We start from the raw sequence: 14,814 nt of genomic DNA on the forward strand, positions 1-14,814 counted from the left end.
CTCATGACCGTTCTGCTCTACACGCTCGGGGTCGTGGTCTTCGCCGTCGCCCTGGTGGTCTCCATCGGCCTGCACGAGGTCGGCCACATGGCCTTCGCGAAGAAGTTCGGCGGCAAGGTCACGCAGTACTTCGTCGGCTTCGGCCCGACGGTGTGGAGCAAGCAGGTCGGTGAGACCGAGTACGGCCTCAAGGCGATCCCGCTGGGCGGCTTCGTGAAGATCGTCGGCATGCTGCCGCCCGGCGCCGACGACAGCGCCGAGCCCGTCGGGGTGGACGAGCACGGCAACCCGGTGCACCGGGTCCGCAAGTCCAACACCGGCATGTTCACCCAGCTGGTCTCCGACGCCCGCGCCGCGGAGTGGGAGACCATCTCCGCCGAGGACGAGCCCCGCCTCTTCTACCGGATGGCCTGGTGGAAGAAGGTGACCGTGATGGCGGCCGGCCCCGCGGTCAACCTGCTCATCGCCTTCGCGATTTTCGCGCCCCTCTTCGCGACCTACGGCAACATGGCCGACGTCCGTGTCTCGCCCGTCGTCGCCGACGTCTCCGCCTGCGTGGTCCCGGCGACCGAGGACCAGCGGGTCTGCACCGACGAGGACCCGGTCGCCCCCGCCAGGGCTGCCGGCATCGAGGTCGGCGACGAGATCCTCTCCTTCAACGGCGTCGCCGCCTCCGACTGGGACGTCCTGCAGAAGGCGATCCAGGACAACTCCGACGGCCGCGCCGAGATCCTGGTCCGTCGCGGTGACGAGGAGCTGACCCTCGTCACCAACACCACCGTCACCGCGCGCCCGACCGGGGACGACGACGCCCCGCTGCGCCAGGTGGGCTTCCTGGGCGTCACGCCGACGGCCGCGCCGCAGACCGGCGGGGTGCTCTACACCCTCGACCAGATGGGTGACATGACCGTGCGCACCCTGGAATCGCTGGCCAACCTCCCGCAGAAGGTGGGGCGTGGCCATGGCGATTATCGGGGTGGAGGAGCGTGACCCGCTCGGCCCGGTCTCGATCGTCGGTGGCGGTCGACTGGCCGGTGAGACCGTCTCTCACGACGTGATCCCCGGCGCCGACAAGGCGGCCTACCTGTTGATGCTGATCGCCGGCTTCAACTTCTTCATCGGCATGTTCAACTTCGTGCCGCTGCTTCCGCTCGACGGCGGCCACATCGCCGGTGCGCTCTACGAGGCCGTACGCCGCGGGCTCGCCAAGGTCTTCCGTCGCCCGGACCCCGGCTACTTCGACGTGGCGAAGCTGCTCCCGGTGGCGTACGTCGTCGGTGTGGCGATGCTGGTCATGGGTGTCGTGCTGATCGTCGGCGACCTGGTGGTCCCGGTCCGTCTGGCGGGCTGATCCGGCCCGGTCGGGCCCGTGACCCCACGAGCAGTAATCTTGCGAGCATGACTTCCATCGGTCTGGGCATGCCCGCCCTCCCGCCCCCGGTCCTCGCGCCGCGCCGTCCGACCCGCCAGATCAAGGTCGGTGCCGTGGGGGTGGGCAGTGACCACCCGATCTCGGTGCAGTCGATGACCACCACGTTGACCTCCGACGTCAACTCGACGCTCCAGCAGATCGCCGAGCTCACCGCGGCCGGGTGCGACATCGTGCGCGTGGCCTGCCCCAGCGCCGACGACGCGGAGGCACTGCCGGCGATCGCCCGGAAGTCGCAGATCCCGGTCATCGCCGACATCCACTTCCAGCCGAAGTACGTCTTCGCCGCGATCGAGGCGGGCTGCGCCGCGGTCCGCGTCAACCCCGGCAACATCAAGAAGTTCGACGACCAGGTCAAGGAGATCGCCAAGGCGGCCGCCGACCACGGCACGTCGATCCGCATCGGCGTCAACGCCGGCTCGCTCGACAAGCGCCTGCTGGAGAAGTATGGCAAGCCCACCCCCGAGGCCCTGGTGGAGTCCGCGGTCTGGGAGGCCAGCCTCTTCGAGGAGCACGGCTTCCGCGACTTCAAGATCTCGGTCAAGCACAACGACCCCGTCGTCATGGTGCGGGCCTACGAGCTGCTCGCCGAGGCCGGCGACTGGCCGCTTCACCTCGGCGTCACCGAGGCCGGCCCCGCCTTCCAGGGCACCATCAAGTCGGCCACCGCCTTCGGTGCGCTGCTGAGCCGCGGCATCGGCGACACGATCCGCGTCTCCCTCTCCGCCCCGCCGGTGGAGGAGGTCAAGGTCGGCATCCAGATCCTCCAGTCACTCAACCTGCGTGAGCGCAAGCTGGAGATCGTCTCGTGCCCATCCTGCGGCCGGGCCCAGGTCGACGTCTACACCCTCGCCGAGCAGGTCACTGCCGGGCTCGAGGGCATGGAGGTGCCGCTGCGCGTCGCCGTCATGGGCTGCGTCGTCAACGGTCCGGGCGAGGCCCGTGAGGCCGACCTCGGCGTCGCCTCGGGCAACGGCAAGGGTCAGATCTTCGTCAAGGGCGAGGTCATCAAGACCGTGCCCGAGTCGCAGATCGTGGAGACCTTGATCGAGGAGGCCATGCGCATCGCCGAGGGGATGGAGCCCGTGGAGGGCGCCACCGCGGAGGTCCAGGTCTCCTGAGCCCGCGCCGGCGGGGAGGTGGGCAGTGAGCTCGGGCGGCGGCGTACGCGTCCTGGGGCGCGACGACCTGCCTGCGTTCCTGGCGCTCTGCGCCGACGACCCAGTGGTCAACGTCTTCGCCGACCACCGCGGCCGGACCACGGGCCTCGACCCGCGCTGGCTCGGGGGAGAGGTCTGGGGCCGCTTCGTGGACGGCTCGCTGGCGGCGGCCTGCCACGTCGCGGCCAACTTCGTGCCGGTGGGGTGCACGGAGGAGGACGTCCGCGTCTTTGCCCGCTACGCCCTGAGGCGCGGGCGTCGGGCCAGCACGCTGGTCGGTCCGTCCCCGCTGATCGCCGCCTTCTGGGACGAGCTCGACGGCGCCTGGGGACGGGCGCGCGAGGAGCGGTGGTCCCAGCCGCACATGGAGTACGTCGGCCCGGCGCGCGTCGCGCCGGACCCCGGCGTGCGGCACAGCGGGCTCGACGACGTGGACGCGCTCTACCCGGCCTGCGTGGCGATGTACACCGAGGAGGTCGGCGTCTCGCCCGAGGTCGGCGGGGGAGCCGAGCTCTACCGGGCGCGCGTCGTGCAGCTGGTCGCCCGCGGCTGGTCCTTCGCCCGCTACGACGAGGAGGGGCGCGTGGAGTTCAAGGCCGAGGTCGCCTGCGCCTCGCCCTACGCCGCCCAGGTGCAGGGGGTGTGGGTCCGTCCCGACCTCCGCGGCCGGGGGCTGGCCACGGCCGGCATGGCGGCGGTCGCGGAGGCGGTGCGCACCGGGATCGCGCCGGTCGTCTCGCTCTACGTCAACGACTGGAACGCAGGCGCCCGGGCCGTCTACGAGAAGGTCGGGTTCGTGGAGACCGGCGCTTCGCCACCGTCATGTGGTGAGGGTGCGGGGTCGCGCTTCGCGACGCGGCGTGGCCCGCCAGTAGCCTGCTCCCATGATCATGCGGATGTCCCAGCTCTTCGTACGCACGCTCCGTGACGACCCGGCTGACGCCGAGGTCCCGAGCCACCGGCTGCTGGTGCGCGCCGGCTATGTGCGGCGTGCTGCCCCGGGCGTCTACTCCTGGTTGCCGCTCGGCCTGAAGGTGCTGCGCAAGGTCGAGAACGTCGTGCGCGAGGAGATGGACGCGATCGGTGCCCAGGAGCTGCTCTTCCCGGCGCTGCTGCCCAAGGAGCCCTACGAGGCGACCAACCGCTGGACCGAGTACGGCGACAACCTGTTCCGCCTGCAGGACCGCAAGGGTGCCGACTACCTGCTCGGCCCCACCCACGAGGAGATGTTCACCCTGGTGTGAAGGACCTCTACTCCTCCTACAAGGACCTGCCGCTGTCGATCTACCAGATCCAGACCAAGTACCGCGACGAGGCGCGTCCCCGCGCCGGCATCCTGCGCGGTCGTGAGTTCGTCATGAAGGACTCCTACTCCTTCGACATCGACCAGGCCGGCCTGCAGGCGAGCTACGACGCCCACCGCGCTGCGTACGTGCGGATCTTCGACCGCCTCGGCTTCGACTACGTGATCGTCAAGGCGACCTCCGGTGCGATGGGCGGCTCGGCGTCTGAGGAGTTCCTCGCCACCGCCGAGGTCGGCGAGGACACCTACGTACGCTGCACGCACTGCGACTACGCGGCCAACGTCGAGGCGGTCGCCACCCGCACCCCGGCCGAGGTCGACGCCAGTGACGCCCCGGCCGCGCACGCCGAGCAGACCCCCGGCACCCCGACCATCGAGACGCTGGTCGACCACCTCAACGAGGCGTTCCCGCGCGAGGACCGGGCCTGGACCGCGGGCGACACGTTGAAGAACGTGCTCGTCATGCTCAAGCACCCCGACGGCACCCGCGAGCCGCTGGCCATCGGCGTGCCCGGCGACCGCGAGGTCGACGCCAAGCGCCTCGAGGGGCAGCTGGAGCCGATCGAGGTCGAGCCGATGGACGAGGCCGAGCTGAAGAAGCACCCCGCCCTGGTCAAGGGCTACATCGGCCCCGCCGTCCTGGGCGAGGAGTCCGATTCGGGCATCCGTTACCTGGTCGACCCGCGTGTGGTCGCGGGCACGCGGTGGGTCACCGGTGCCAACGTGGACGGTCAGCACGTGATCGACCTCGTCGCCGGCCGCGACTTCACCCCTGACGGCACCATCGAGGCCGCCGAGGTCCGCGACGGCGACGAGTGCCCGAGCTGCGACGAGGGCACGCTAGCCTCCGCCCGCGGCATCGAGATGGGTCACGTCTTCCAGCTCGGCACCAAGTACGCCGAGGCTCTCGGCCTGCAGGTGCTCGACGAGAACGGCAAGCTCCGCACCGTCACCATGGGTTCCTACGGCGTGGGCGTCTCCCGTGCGGTGGGTGCGATCGCCGAGAACACCCTCGACGAGATCGGCCTGTGCTGGCCGCGCGAGATCGCCCCGGCCCAGGTCCACGTGGTCGCTGCGGGCAAGGACGCCGCCCTCTTCGCCGAGGCCGAGCGCATCGCCGGCGAGCTGGACGCCGCGGGAGTGGAGGTCATCTACGACGACCGCGCCGGCAAGATCAGCCCCGGAGTGAAGTTCAAGGACGCCGAGCTCATCGGCGTGCCCACGATCCTCACCGTCGGGCGCGGTCTGGCCGACGGTGTCGTCGAGGTCAAGGACCGTGCGACGGGGGAGAAGTCCGAGGTCGCCGTCGCCGACGTCGTGAGCCACCTGGTCGGTCTCGTCCGAGGCTGAACCAGGCGGGAGACCCGCCTGTTCCGAACGGTGCTGCGGGCAAGCCCGTCCCTTCGTGGGACGGGCTGTCCTGCATTTCTGGGCCAGGGGGTTGACGGGGCCCTTCTTTGCTTGTTTACGCACTGCAAGAACATGCAGTCCGTATCCGTTCCCTCGAGCATCGTTCATGCTGCACACTCATGTCAGTGGCAGGAATCCTCGACCCAGGTTCTGACCACAGGGTTGTTGCTGACCAACCCCGTTGCGGCCCGGCGGCCCACCTGCTGGGGGAGATCTCGGGACTTCCCCAGTAGGCAGAGGCCCCGGGCCGCCTTCTATTTCCGGGCGGTCGGGTCTCCGCTCAGGCGGTCAGCTCCGGCGCGCCGGGGAACGGCGACGGGTCGGTTCCCCACGCGGTGAGCGCGGTCGCGGACTCGGCCAGCGCCTCGATCGCCCAGGCGCGCAGGTCGGTGGTGCTGGAGGCGACGAGCGTGGCGTACGCCTGCGCGCACAGGTCCTCGGCACGGCTGCCGTGCTCGCGCACGACGACGGAGTCACCCAGCTCCTCGGGCAACGCGTACGCCGCCTCGGCTGCCACCGGCGTCTCGCCGAGGCCGCGCAGGGTCACCGTGAGGTACTCGCGCCGCTCCCGGTGACGGCGGTGGCGTGCCTTCAGCAGCAGGTGCAGCGTCGGGTCGGTGGCCGCGGAGACCGCGCCGCCGAAGGCGCCGAGGAGGTGGACGGCTGCGTGCTCGGCGGCCAACGCCTCCTGCAGGGCCGTGACCTGGGTCGTCGGACTGCTCATGCGTCGCTCCCTGGTGAGGGCCGGGAGGTGCATGCCCAGGCCGGCGGCCATCGAGGCGAAGAGCCGCGCGAGGGCGCCGGACTCCGCGACCCCGGCCTCGGCGCCCAACGTCGTGACGTGGGCCCGCTCCCGGGTCACGAGGTCCTTGAACGCCACCTCGGCCGACGCGTCGGGGGTGGCGGAGGAGGACGCGGGGGGCGGGGAGGGTGACGAAGACGGTGTGAGGGAGACAGGCTCGGACGGCGCCGGGCTCCGCGTGGCGTCCTCGCCCTCGAGCACCTCCAGGTGGGCCTCGTGGCACGCGGCGATCGCGCCCAGCCGGGCGGCCAGCGACGGGTGCGCCGCCGCGACGCCCGCCACCAACGAGGCGAGCTCGCGGGCCTGCGCGGTGACGGTCTCGACCCGTCGCAGGTCGGGGTCGACGCGCGCGGGCTCCTCCTCGGAGGTGCCGCTCGAGGAGAGGTCGCAGGCACTCGCGACGACCGCCAGCGTGGCCGCACCACCTGCGGCGAGCACGCCGCGCCGGGTCGGCCGTGTGAGGGAGCGCATGGCGCGAGCCTAGGGCCACGGCCCGCAGGTGACCCCCGAGGGTCAGCAGCGCTAAGGTGGCGGCGACAACAGAACAGGAGGTCCACCCAGTGAGCAACGCGAAGACAGACGCCACCAGGGAGCGGGTCGAGGCAGCACTTCTCGGACCCCTCGGTGAGCTGGGACTGGACGTGGAAGCCGTCGAGCTCTCCGCGGCCGGCAAGCGCCGGGTCCTCCGGGTCGCCGTCGACAAGGACGGTGGCGTGACGCTCGACGACGTCGCCGAGGCGACGCGCGCCGTGGACGGAGTGCTCGAGGACTCCGACGTCATGGGCGAGATGCCCTACCTCCTCGAGGTGACCTCACGCGGGGTCGACCGACCCCTCACCCTGCCGCGCCACTGGCGGCGCAACGCCGGTCGACTGGTCAAGGTCGTCCTGGTCGAGGGCGGCGAGGTGACCGGCCGGATCGGGGCGAGCGACGACACGACCGTCACGCTCGACGTCGACGGCCACGACCACGAGGTGGTCTACACCGACGTCGCGAAGGCGCTGGTGCAGGTCGAGTTCAACCGCAAGACCAAGGACGAGGACGAAGACTGATGGACATCGACCTGAGCATCCTGCGGATGCTGGAGCGCGAGAAGGAGATCTCCTTCGACGTGCTCGTCGAGGCGATCGAGCAGGCCCTGCTCACGGCGTACCACAAGACGCCCGGCGCGCAGCCGCGTGCGCGCGTCGAGGTCAACCGCAAGAGCGGCCACGTGGCCGTGATGGCGCCCGAGCTCGACGACGACGGCAACCAGATCGGTGAGTTCGACGACACCCCCGACGGCTTCGGCCGCATCGCCGCCACGACGGCCAAGCAGGTCATGCTGCAGCGCCTGCGCGACGCCGAGGACGAGCTGCGCTTCGGCGAGTTCTCCGGCAAGGAGGGCGACATCGTCTCCGGCGTGATCCAGCAGGGCCGCAACGCCGACGACGTGATGGTCGACCTGGGCAAGCTCGAGGGGCTCCTGCCCGTCAGCGAGCGCGTCCCGGGGGAGGACTACACCCACGGCACGCGCATCAAGTGCCTGGTCGTCTCGGTGCGCAAGGGCATGCGGGGTCCGCAGATCACCCTGTCACGCACCCACCCGTCGCTGGTGAAGAAGCTCTTCGCCCTCGAGGTCCCCGAGATCGCCGACGGCACCGTCGAGATCGCCGCCATCGCCCGCGAGGCCGGTCACCGCACCAAGATCGCGGTCCACTCCAAGGTCTCCGGCGTCAACGCCAAGGGCGCCTGCATCGGCCCGATGGGGTCGCGCGTGCGCAACGTGATGGCCGAGTTGCACGGCGAGAAGATCGACATCGTCGACTACTCCGACGACCCGGCCGAGCTGGTCGCGCACGCGCTCTCACCGGCGCGGGTCTCGTCGGTGGAGATCATCGACGCGGCCGCCAAGGCGTGCCGCGTGGTCGTGCCCGACTTCCAGCTCTCGCTGGCGATCGGCAAGGAGGGGCAGAACGCCCGCCTGGCCGCCCGCCTGACGGGCTGGCGCATCGACATCCGCTCCGACGAGGAGTCCACCCCGTAGGCGGGCGAGACTCGACCTGCGCGTCCTCGACCGGGGCGTCCGTCCCTCAGGGGGTGGGCGCGCCGTCCGCGTCCTCGGGGTGAGCGACGCCCCACGCGCGGCACCACCACTCCTCGTCGACCTCGAGCTCGACCAGCCCCCACGCCGCGAGCGGGTGCGGGCGGACCGCCATCCGCGCCAGGCGGGGCAGCCCCACCTCGAGCGGTCCGGTGTGCGTGACCAGGACGACGGCCTCGCCACGGTGCAGGTCGGCGGCCTCCTGGAGCACCTCCCGCAGCCGGTGCACGACGTCCTCGCCCCGCTCACCGTCCCCGACGGGCGAGAGCTCGGTGCGCACCACGACGGGGCCACCGGTCGTCGCCGCGACCGCGGCGGCGGCCTCACGGGCGTACGCCGCGGGGCTCGACCACACGCTCGCCACGCGTCGTGGGTGCAACCGCTCGAGGAGCTCCGCGGGGGCCTGCGCCCGTACGCCGGGGCTCGGCGCCGGCGCGCCGACGAGCAGGAGCGTGGCAGGGCACTGGAGCGAGGACATCCTCGATTGTGCCGTCAGGAGCCGGGGCCGGGGCAACCCAGTTCGGTTTCGCTGGCCTGACGCGGTAATGTGGCTCCGGTGGTTCGTGCAGCGATCAACCCGGGTGCAGGTCCCGTCAGGACGTGCGTCGGGTGTCGCCAGCGGACCGCCAAGAGTGAGTTGTTGCGTGTGGTGGTCGGTCCAGGCCCCGACGGTCGACCGGCCGTCGTCCCGGATCCTGCCGCCACCGCGGCTGGCCGTGGGGCGCACCTGCATCCCACAGTCGAGTGCTACGAGCTCGCCGTGCGTCGTCGGGCGTTCTCCCGGGCCCTCAGGGTCAAGGAAGGGCTCCACAACGTCCCGGTGGGGGAGTACCTCGCCACTCGTGCAACCGATCAGTGATGAACCGACCAGAAACTGGAGCAGCAGCTCATGAGCACTCGATGAGTACTTTCCGATGAGCCAGCACCACCACTAACGGTCCGGGACCACCCCACTTTCCAGGGGCTCGGGCCAGAAGGAGCAACGTTCTAACGTGGCCAAGACCCGAGTCCACGAACTCGCCAAGGAGTTCGGAGTCGAGAGCAAGTTCGTTCTCGAGAAGCTGAAGGAGATGGGGGAGTTCGTCAAGTCGGCATCGTCGACCGTCGAGCCGCCCGTCGAGATGCGCTTCAAGAAGCAGTTCGGCGCCGAGCTGCGCGCCGCTGGCGCCGCCTCGCCCGCCCCGGCGGACGAGAAGCCCGCCGCCAAGCCGGCACCTCGCCCGGCCGCCCGAAGGCTGCCGAGCCCGCGCCGACCGAGCCGGTCGCCGCCCCGAAGGCTGCTGAGCCTGCCGCCCCGAGCACCCCGAGTGCTCCGAGCGCCCCGCGTCCGGGCCCCAAGCCGGCCCCGAAGCCGGCGGCCAAGCCCGCCGCCGAGACCCCGGCTCCGGCCCCCGCGGCACCGGCCGCCCCGGCTGCTCCCGCGGCCTCGGCCAAGCCCGCCGCCCCGGCTCCCAAGCCGGCCGCCGGCGCTCCGCGTCCCGGTGCCCCCAAGGCTCCTGCCCCGCGTCCCGTCGGCAAGCCGGGCGCCCCGCGCCCCGGCAACAACCCCTTCGCCCCCAGCCAGGGCATGGGCCGTCGTCCGTCGGCCCCCGCCCCCGGTGGCAGCGAGGAGAACCGTCCCCCGCGTCCCCCGTCCTCGCGTGACGGTGGCGCTCCGGCTCCCCGTCCGGGTGGCGGTGGCGGCATGCCGCGCCCCAACCCGGCGATGATGCCGAAGTCCCCGGCCGCCTTCGGCCGTGGCCCGGCCGGTGCCCCCGCCCGCGGTGGCGCTCCGGGCCGTGGCGGTGCTCCGGGTCGTCCCGGTCCCGGCGGTCGTCCCGGCGGTCCCGGTGCCGGTGCCGGTGCTGGTCGTCCCGGCGGCGGTCCCGGTGGCTTCGCCGGCCGTCCCGGCGGCGGTGGCAACCGTCCCGGCCAGCGTGGCCAGACCCAGGGTGCCTTCGGTCGCCCGGTGGTCCGTCGCGTCGTGGTCGCAAGTCGAAGCGGGCGCGTCGTCAGGAGTTCGAGGCCATGCAGGCCCCGACCATCGGCGGCGTGCGCGTCCGCAAGGGTGACGGCGAGACCATCCGCCTGGCCCGCGGTGCCTCGCTGACCGACTTCGCGGAGAAGATCAACGTCGACGCGGCTGCCCTGGTGCAGATGCTCTTCTCGCTCGGCGAGATGGTGACCGCCACCCAGTCCGTGGGTGACGAGACCCTCGAGCTGCTCGGCGAGGAGCTGAACTACAACGTCCAGGTCGTCTCGCCCGAGGACGAGGACCGCGAGCTGCTCGAGTCGTTCGACCTTGAGTTCGGCGCCGACGAGGGCGACGAGTCCGACCTCGTCGTCCGTCCCCCGGTCGTCACGGTCATGGGTCACGTCGACCACGGAAAGACCAAGCTCCTCGACGCCCTTCGCAACGCGAACGTGGGCGCCAAGGAGGCCGGTGGCATCACGCAGCACATCGGTGCCTACCAGGTCGCCACCGAGGTCGACGGCGCCGACCGTCGCATCACCTTCATCGACACCCCCGGTCACGAGGCGTTCACCGCCATGCGTGCCCGTGGTGCGCAGGCCACCGACATCGCGATCCTCGTGGTCGCGGCCGACGACGGTGTCATGCCCCAGACGGTCGAGGCGCTCAACCACGCCAAGGCCGCCGGCGTCCCGATCGTGGTCGCGGTCAACAAGATCGACAAGCCGGACGCAGACCCGACCAAGGTCCGTGGCCAGCTGACCGAGTACGGCCTCATCCCCGAGGAGTACGGCGGCGACGCGATGTTCGTCGACGTCTCGGCCAAGTCCGAGCTCAACCTCGACAAGCTGCTCGAGGCCGTCGTCCTCACCGCCGACGCCTCGCTCGACCTGCGTGCCAACCCCACGCAGGACGCTCAGGGCCTGGTCGTCGAGGCCCCCTCGACCGCGGTCGCGGTCCGGTCGCCACGATCCTCGTCCAGCGCGGAACGCTCCGCGTCGGCGACTCGATCGTCGCGGGCCCGGCCCACGGTCGTGTCCGGGCGATGCTCGACGAGTTCGGCAACGAGCTCACCGAGGCCGACCCGTCGCGTCCCGCGATGGTCCTGGGTCTGAGCGCCGTCCCCGGTGCCGGCCAGAACTTCATCGTGGTCGAGGACGACCGCATGGCCCGCCAGATCGCCGAGAAGCGCGAGGCGCGCGAGCGTGCGGCCATGCAGGCCAAGCGTCGCGTCCGTCGCACCCTCGAGGACTTCATGGCCTCCATGGAGAAGGGCGAGAGCCAGGAGCTCAACCTCATCCTCAAGGGCGACGTGTCCGGTTCGGTCGAGGCCCTCGAGGACTCGCTGGCCCAGATCGACGTCGGCGACGAGGTCACCCTGCGGGTCATCGACCGCGGCGTCGGTGCGATCACCGAGACCAACGTCGACCTGGCTGCTGCCTCCGACGCGATCATCATCGGCTTCAACGTCCGTCCTCAGGGCAAGGCTGCCCAGATGGCCGACAAGGAAGGCGTGGAGATCCGGTACTACTCGGTCATCTACCAGGCGATCGAGGAGATCGAGGCGGCCCTCAAGGGCATGCTCAAGCCGGAGTACGAAGAGGTCACCCTGGGCCAGGCGGAGATCCGCGAGATCTTCCGCTCGTCCAAGGCCGGAAACATCGCCGGTTGCATGGTCACCTCGGGCACGGTCCGCCGCAACGCCAAGGTCCGCGTGCTCCGCGACAACAACATCGTCGCGGACAACCTCGACCTGGCCTCGCTGCGCCGCGAGAAGGACGACGCTTCGGAGGTCCGCGAGGGCTTCGAGTGTGGTCTGGTGCTGAAGAACTTCCAGGACATCAAGATCGGCGATGTCGTGGAGTCCTTCGAGATGCGCGAGATCCCGCGCGCCTGACACACCCTGTGGAGTCGGCGCCCGCCTCATGGCTGGCGCCGACTCCCATTTCCACCGAGAGTAGGAACCATGAGCAGCCCCCGAGTGCGCAAGATCGCCGACCGGATCCACGTGGTCGTCGCCGAGATGCTGGAGCGTCGGATCAAGGACCCGCGCCTGGGCTTCGTCACCGTGACCGACGTACGGGTCACCGGGGACTCCCAGCACGCCAGCATCTTCTACACCGTGCTCGGTGAGGAGGAGTCGCTCGCGGAGACCGCCGCCGCGCTCGAGTCGGCCAAGGGCCTGATCCGTTCCGAGGTCGGCAAGCAGCTCCAGATGCGGACCGTCCCCACCCTCGAGTTCTTCCACGACGCCCTGCCCGAGACCGCGCGCCACCTCGACGAGGTGCTGGCCAAGGCCAAGCAGCAGGACGAGGCCGTGGCCGCCCAGCGCGTGGGCGCTGCGTACGCCTCGGACGAGGACCCGTACAAGAAGCCGCGCCACGTCGACGAGGACGAGGCGGACGACGAGGAGTGAGCTCCTCCACCCCGGTCTCCGGGCTCGTCGTCGTCGACAAGCCCGGAGGCATCACCTCCCACGGCGTCGTCTCCCGGGTGCGCCGACTGGCCGGCACCCGCAAGGTCGGGCACGCCGGCACCCTCGACCCGATGGCCACCGGCGTCCTCGTCCTGGGGACCAACCGGGCCACCCGCCTGCTGGGGCACCTGATGCTCACCCGCAAGGCCTACGACGCGACCATCGTGCTGGGCGTCTCCACGACCACCGACGACGCCGAGGGGGAGGTCACCGCGACCACCTCAGCCGCCCACGTCACCGAGGAGCAGGTCCGCGAGGCACTGCTGGCCTTCGTGGGCGACATCGAGCAGGTCCCCACGGCGGTCTCGGCGATCAAGGTCGACGGCAAGCGGGCGTACGCCCGGGTGCGCGACGGCGAGGAGGTCGTGCTCAAGGCGCGCCCCGTCACCATCGACGCGATCGACGTGCACCGCGTGCAGACGCTCGGCGACACGGTGGAGGTCGACGTCTCGGTGCGCTGCTCGTCCGGCACCTACATCCGCGCCATCGCCCGTGACCTGGGTGCCGTCCTGGCCGTCGGCGGGCACCTCAGCGCCCTGCGCCGCACCGCCGTCGGAGGCTTCGACCTCTCGCTCGCCCGGACGCTGGAGCAGCTCGAGGAGTCCTTCGAGGTGGTGCCGATCGAGGACGCGGCCCGCGCCACCTTCCCGGTCGTCGAGCTGGACGCCGAGCAGGCGGCCGACGTCAGGTACGGCCGTCGCCTCGCGCTGGAGCTGGCCGAGATCACGGCGGTCTTCGCGCCCGACGGCGAGTTCCTGGCCCTCTACGAGCCCGCTGGGGACGTCGCCAAGCCGCTCGCCGTCTTCGTCCAGTGACCGCGTACGACGCCGGGCGCCCAGGCGCTGCCACTCCGGTCGCCCAGGCGTCGGCCACGTCCGAAGCAGGGGGCAGGGTGCGCGAGCCCGACGGGAAGTGGCACAGTTCTCGCGTGCACGTCTGGCGTCAGTTCAACGAGGTTCCCAGCGACCTGGGGCCCACCGTGGTGAGCATCGGCAACTTCGACGGTGTCCATCGCGGGCACCAGCACGTCCTGCGGCAGGCGCGGTCGGCCGCCGACGACCTGGGGCTGGAGAAGGTCGTCGTGGTGACCTTCGACCCGCACCCGATCGCCGTGCTCCGCCCCGAGCACGCCCCGCCCACCCTGACCTCGATCGACACCCGGGTGGCCCTCCTGGCCGAGCAGGGCGTCGACGCCGTCCTGGTGGTGCCCTTCGACCGCGAGATCGCGGCGTGGAGCCCCGAGGAGTTCGTCGAGCGCGTCCTGGTCTCCGCGCTGGGTGCCAAGGCCGTCGTGGTCGGCGCCAACTTCCGCTTCGGCAGCCGTGCGGCCGGCGACGTCGCCTACCTGCGCGAGTCGGGCGCCGAGCGTGGGTTCTCCGTCGACGGCGTGCCCCTCGACGGTGGCCCCCAGGTGTGGTCCTCCACCTACGTCCGCCAGTGCCTGGCCACCGGTGACGTCGCCGGTGCCGCCGAGGCCCTCGGCCGTCCCTTCACGGTGCGCGGCGAGGTCGTACGCGGCGACCAGCGCGGTCGCGAGCTGGGCTACCCGACCGCCAACGTGCCCATGCCGCACGGCGAGGCCGCCCCGGCCGACGGCGTCTACGCCGGCTGGCTGACCCGACGCGACACCGGTGAGCGTTTCCCGGCCGCCATCTCGGTGGGCACCAACCCGACCTTCTCCGGCGAGCGCGAGCGGCGCGTGGAGTCGTACGTGCTCGACCGCGACGACCTGGAGCTGTACGGCGTCGAGGTCGAGGTCGCCTTCGTCGACCGGCTGCGCGGCATGGTGCGCTTCGACAGCGTCGAGGCCCTGGTCGAGCGGATGCACGACGACGTGGAGCGGGCCCGCCAGCTCCTGGCCTGAGGCGCCCCCCGGTCCCACGACACGAGGGCCCCACGACCAGATGAGCTGGTCGCGGGGCCCTCGTCGTGCGTGTGGGTCAGGCGTCGAGGTCCTTGGCCAGCAGGTCGGCGATCTGGGCCACGGCGGCCTCGTCGCTGCCGGCGACCTCCACGCTGTCGCCGAACTTCGCGCCGAGCGTCATCAGCATCAGCGACGACGAGGCGTCGACGCCGTTGACGGTGACGTCCGAGCCGAGGGCCTCGGCGGCCTCGGCGACGATGGCGGCAGGGCGGGCGTGGAGGCCGACGGAGGATCCGATGGTCACGGTCTGGGTGGGCATGCGAGCTCCTTGCAGGT

At 71.4% G+C, this 14,814-nt stretch carries 16 protein-coding genes and 2 pseudogenes; 15 read left to right on the forward strand and 3 right to left on the reverse strand.

The annotated features are described in order from the left end of the window. Positions 1-3 precede the first annotated feature (3 nt). From E2C04_RS06330 to E2C04_RS06345, 5 genes and pseudogenes are all read left to right on the forward strand, one after another. On the forward strand, positions 4-990 hold the full coding sequence (locus E2C04_RS06330; protein ID WP_238694449.1) for a site-2 protease family protein: 987 nt from the start codon (positions 4-6) through the stop codon (positions 988-990). Continuing rightward, complete coding sequence (locus tag E2C04_RS19415) at positions 962-1,351, forward strand: site-2 protease family protein (RefSeq protein WP_238694450.1); 390 nt, start codon at positions 962-964, stop codon at positions 1,349-1,351. The genes E2C04_RS06330 and E2C04_RS19415 overlap by 29 nt, the downstream gene beginning before the upstream one ends. Positions 1,352-1,398: 47 nt before the next feature. Further along, positions 1,399-2,550 carry a flavodoxin-dependent (E)-4-hydroxy-3-methylbut-2-enyl-diphosphate synthase gene (gene ispG / locus E2C04_RS06335; protein ID WP_135831980.1) on the forward strand — a complete coding sequence of 384 codons (1,152 nt, stop codon included), beginning with the start codon at positions 1,399-1,401 and terminating at the stop codon, positions 2,548-2,550. A 25-nt stretch (positions 2,551-2,575) separates the two neighbouring features. Further along, the gene (locus tag E2C04_RS06340; RefSeq protein ID WP_135831981.1) at positions 2,576-3,517 is read left to right on the forward strand and encodes a GNAT family N-acetyltransferase; all 942 of its coding nucleotides are present in this window, start codon (positions 2,576-2,578) and stop codon (positions 3,515-3,517) included. Further along, a pseudogene (locus tag E2C04_RS06345) lies at positions 3,474-5,242 on the forward strand (proline--tRNA ligase). The gene E2C04_RS06340 and the pseudogene E2C04_RS06345 overlap by 44 nt, the downstream one beginning before the upstream one ends. Positions 5,243-5,582: 340 nt before the next feature. Here the strand turns inward: E2C04_RS06345 and E2C04_RS06350 are convergent. Further along, the gene (locus E2C04_RS06350; protein WP_135831982.1) at positions 5,583-6,575 is read right to left on the reverse strand and encodes a DUF4439 domain-containing protein; all 993 of its coding nucleotides are present in this window, start codon (positions 6,573-6,575) and stop codon (positions 5,583-5,585) included. 89 nt (positions 6,576-6,664) lie between these two features. Here E2C04_RS06350 and rimP point away from each other — a divergent pair, with 89 nt between their 5' ends. Beyond that, the gene (rimP, locus tag E2C04_RS06355) at positions 6,665-7,156 is read left to right on the forward strand and encodes a ribosome maturation factor RimP (RefSeq protein WP_135831983.1); all 492 of its coding nucleotides are present in this window, start codon (positions 6,665-6,667) and stop codon (positions 7,154-7,156) included. After that, positions 7,156-8,130, forward strand: coding sequence for a transcription termination factor NusA (nusA, locus tag E2C04_RS06360; RefSeq protein ID WP_135831984.1), 975 nt, complete (start codon positions 7,156-7,158; stop codon positions 8,128-8,130). Before rimP ends, nusA begins: the two co-directional genes overlap by 1 nt. Positions 8,131-8,176: 46 nt before the next feature. Here nusA and E2C04_RS06365 read toward each other — a convergent pair whose 3' ends face one another. Continuing rightward, positions 8,177-8,665 (reverse strand): histidine phosphatase family protein, encoded by a 489-nt coding sequence (locus E2C04_RS06365; RefSeq protein ID WP_135831985.1) that lies wholly within the window; start codon positions 8,663-8,665, stop codon positions 8,177-8,179. A gap of 78 nt (positions 8,666-8,743) precedes the next feature. On the opposite strand from E2C04_RS06365, the gene E2C04_RS06370 reads away from it, so the two are divergent. The 8 genes and pseudogenes from E2C04_RS06370 (at position 8,744) to E2C04_RS06390 (ending at position 14,478) form a co-directional block, all read left to right on the forward strand. Next, a complete protein-coding gene (locus E2C04_RS06370; protein ID WP_268234028.1) occupies positions 8,744-9,046 on the forward strand; it encodes a YlxR family protein in 303 nt (100 codons plus the stop codon). A 133-nt stretch (positions 9,047-9,179) separates the two neighbouring features. Continuing rightward, positions 9,180-9,896, forward strand: coding sequence for a translation initiation factor IF-2 N-terminal domain-containing protein (locus tag E2C04_RS19420; RefSeq protein WP_170213489.1), 717 nt, complete (start codon positions 9,180-9,182; stop codon positions 9,894-9,896). A gap of 427 nt (positions 9,897-10,323) precedes the next feature. Beyond that, positions 10,324-11,253, forward strand: coding sequence for a translation initiation factor IF-2 (locus E2C04_RS19430; RefSeq protein WP_420873098.1), 930 nt, complete (start codon positions 10,324-10,326; stop codon positions 11,251-11,253). Then, positions 11,139-11,642 (forward strand): annotated as a pseudogene (locus E2C04_RS21860) (translation initiation factor IF-2); the annotation flags it as partial. The gene E2C04_RS19430 and the pseudogene E2C04_RS21860, both read left to right, overlap by 115 nt. Positions 11,643-11,810: 168 nt before the next feature. Then, positions 11,811-12,035 (forward strand): EF-Tu/IF-2/RF-3 family GTPase, encoded by a 225-nt coding sequence (locus tag E2C04_RS21865; RefSeq protein WP_420873099.1) that lies wholly within the window; start codon positions 11,811-11,813, stop codon positions 12,033-12,035. 69 nt (positions 12,036-12,104) lie between these two features. Then, complete coding sequence (gene rbfA / locus E2C04_RS06380; protein WP_135831986.1) at positions 12,105-12,554, forward strand: 30S ribosome-binding factor RbfA; 450 nt, start codon at positions 12,105-12,107, stop codon at positions 12,552-12,554. Next, the gene (truB, locus tag E2C04_RS06385; protein WP_135831987.1) at positions 12,551-13,429 is read left to right on the forward strand and encodes a tRNA pseudouridine(55) synthase TruB; all 879 of its coding nucleotides are present in this window, start codon (positions 12,551-12,553) and stop codon (positions 13,427-13,429) included. The genes rbfA and truB overlap by 4 nt, the downstream gene beginning before the upstream one ends. 113 nt (positions 13,430-13,542) lie before the next feature. After that, the gene (locus E2C04_RS06390; RefSeq protein ID WP_135831988.1) at positions 13,543-14,478 is read left to right on the forward strand and encodes a bifunctional riboflavin kinase/FAD synthetase; all 936 of its coding nucleotides are present in this window, start codon (positions 13,543-13,545) and stop codon (positions 14,476-14,478) included. A 76-nt stretch (positions 14,479-14,554) separates the two neighbouring features. Here E2C04_RS06390 and E2C04_RS06395 read toward each other — a convergent pair whose 3' ends face one another. Continuing rightward, entirely contained in the window at positions 14,555-14,797 is a 243-nt protein-coding gene (locus E2C04_RS06395) for an HPr family phosphocarrier protein (protein WP_135831989.1), read from the reverse strand. Positions 14,798-14,814 lie beyond the last annotated feature (17 nt).

Origin of the sequence: Nocardioides daphniae (assembly GCF_004777465.1) — a bacterium.
Taxonomy (GTDB): domain Bacteria; phylum Actinomycetota; class Actinomycetes; order Propionibacteriales; family Nocardioidaceae; genus Nocardioides; species Nocardioides daphniae.

What these genes read in the sequence shown, in the direction of transcription:
- E2C04_RS06330 (WP_238694449.1), top strand. Translation starts at nt 4, where the DNA reads ATGACCGTTCTGCTCTACACGCTCGGGGTCGTGGTCTTCGCCGTCGCC.
- E2C04_RS19415 (WP_238694450.1), top strand. Translation starts at nt 962, where the DNA reads ATGGCGATTATCGGGGTGGAGGAGCGTGACCCGCTCGGCCCGGTCTCG.
- ispG (WP_135831980.1), top strand. Translation starts at nt 1,399, where the DNA reads ATGACTTCCATCGGTCTGGGCATGCCCGCCCTCCCGCCCCCGGTCCTC.
- E2C04_RS06350 (WP_135831982.1), bottom strand. Translation starts at nt 6,575, where the DNA reads ATGCGCTCCCTCACACGGCCGACCCGGCGCGGCGTGCTCGCCGCAGGT.
- nusA (WP_135831984.1), top strand. Translation starts at nt 7,156, where the DNA reads ATGGACATCGACCTGAGCATCCTGCGGATGCTGGAGCGCGAGAAGGAG.
- E2C04_RS06365 (WP_135831985.1), bottom strand. Translation starts at nt 8,665, where the DNA reads ATGTCCTCGCTCCAGTGCCCTGCCACGCTCCTGCTCGTCGGCGCGCCG.
- E2C04_RS19430 (WP_420873098.1), top strand. Translation starts at nt 10,324, where the DNA reads ATGCTCTTCTCGCTCGGCGAGATGGTGACCGCCACCCAGTCCGTGGGT.
- E2C04_RS21865 (WP_420873099.1), top strand. Translation starts at nt 11,811, where the DNA reads ATGGTCACCTCGGGCACGGTCCGCCGCAACGCCAAGGTCCGCGTGCTC.
- rbfA (WP_135831986.1), top strand. Translation starts at nt 12,105, where the DNA reads ATGAGCAGCCCCCGAGTGCGCAAGATCGCCGACCGGATCCACGTGGTC.
- E2C04_RS06395 (WP_135831989.1), bottom strand. Translation starts at nt 14,797, where the DNA reads ATGCCCACCCAGACCGTGACCATCGGATCCTCCGTCGGCCTCCACGCC.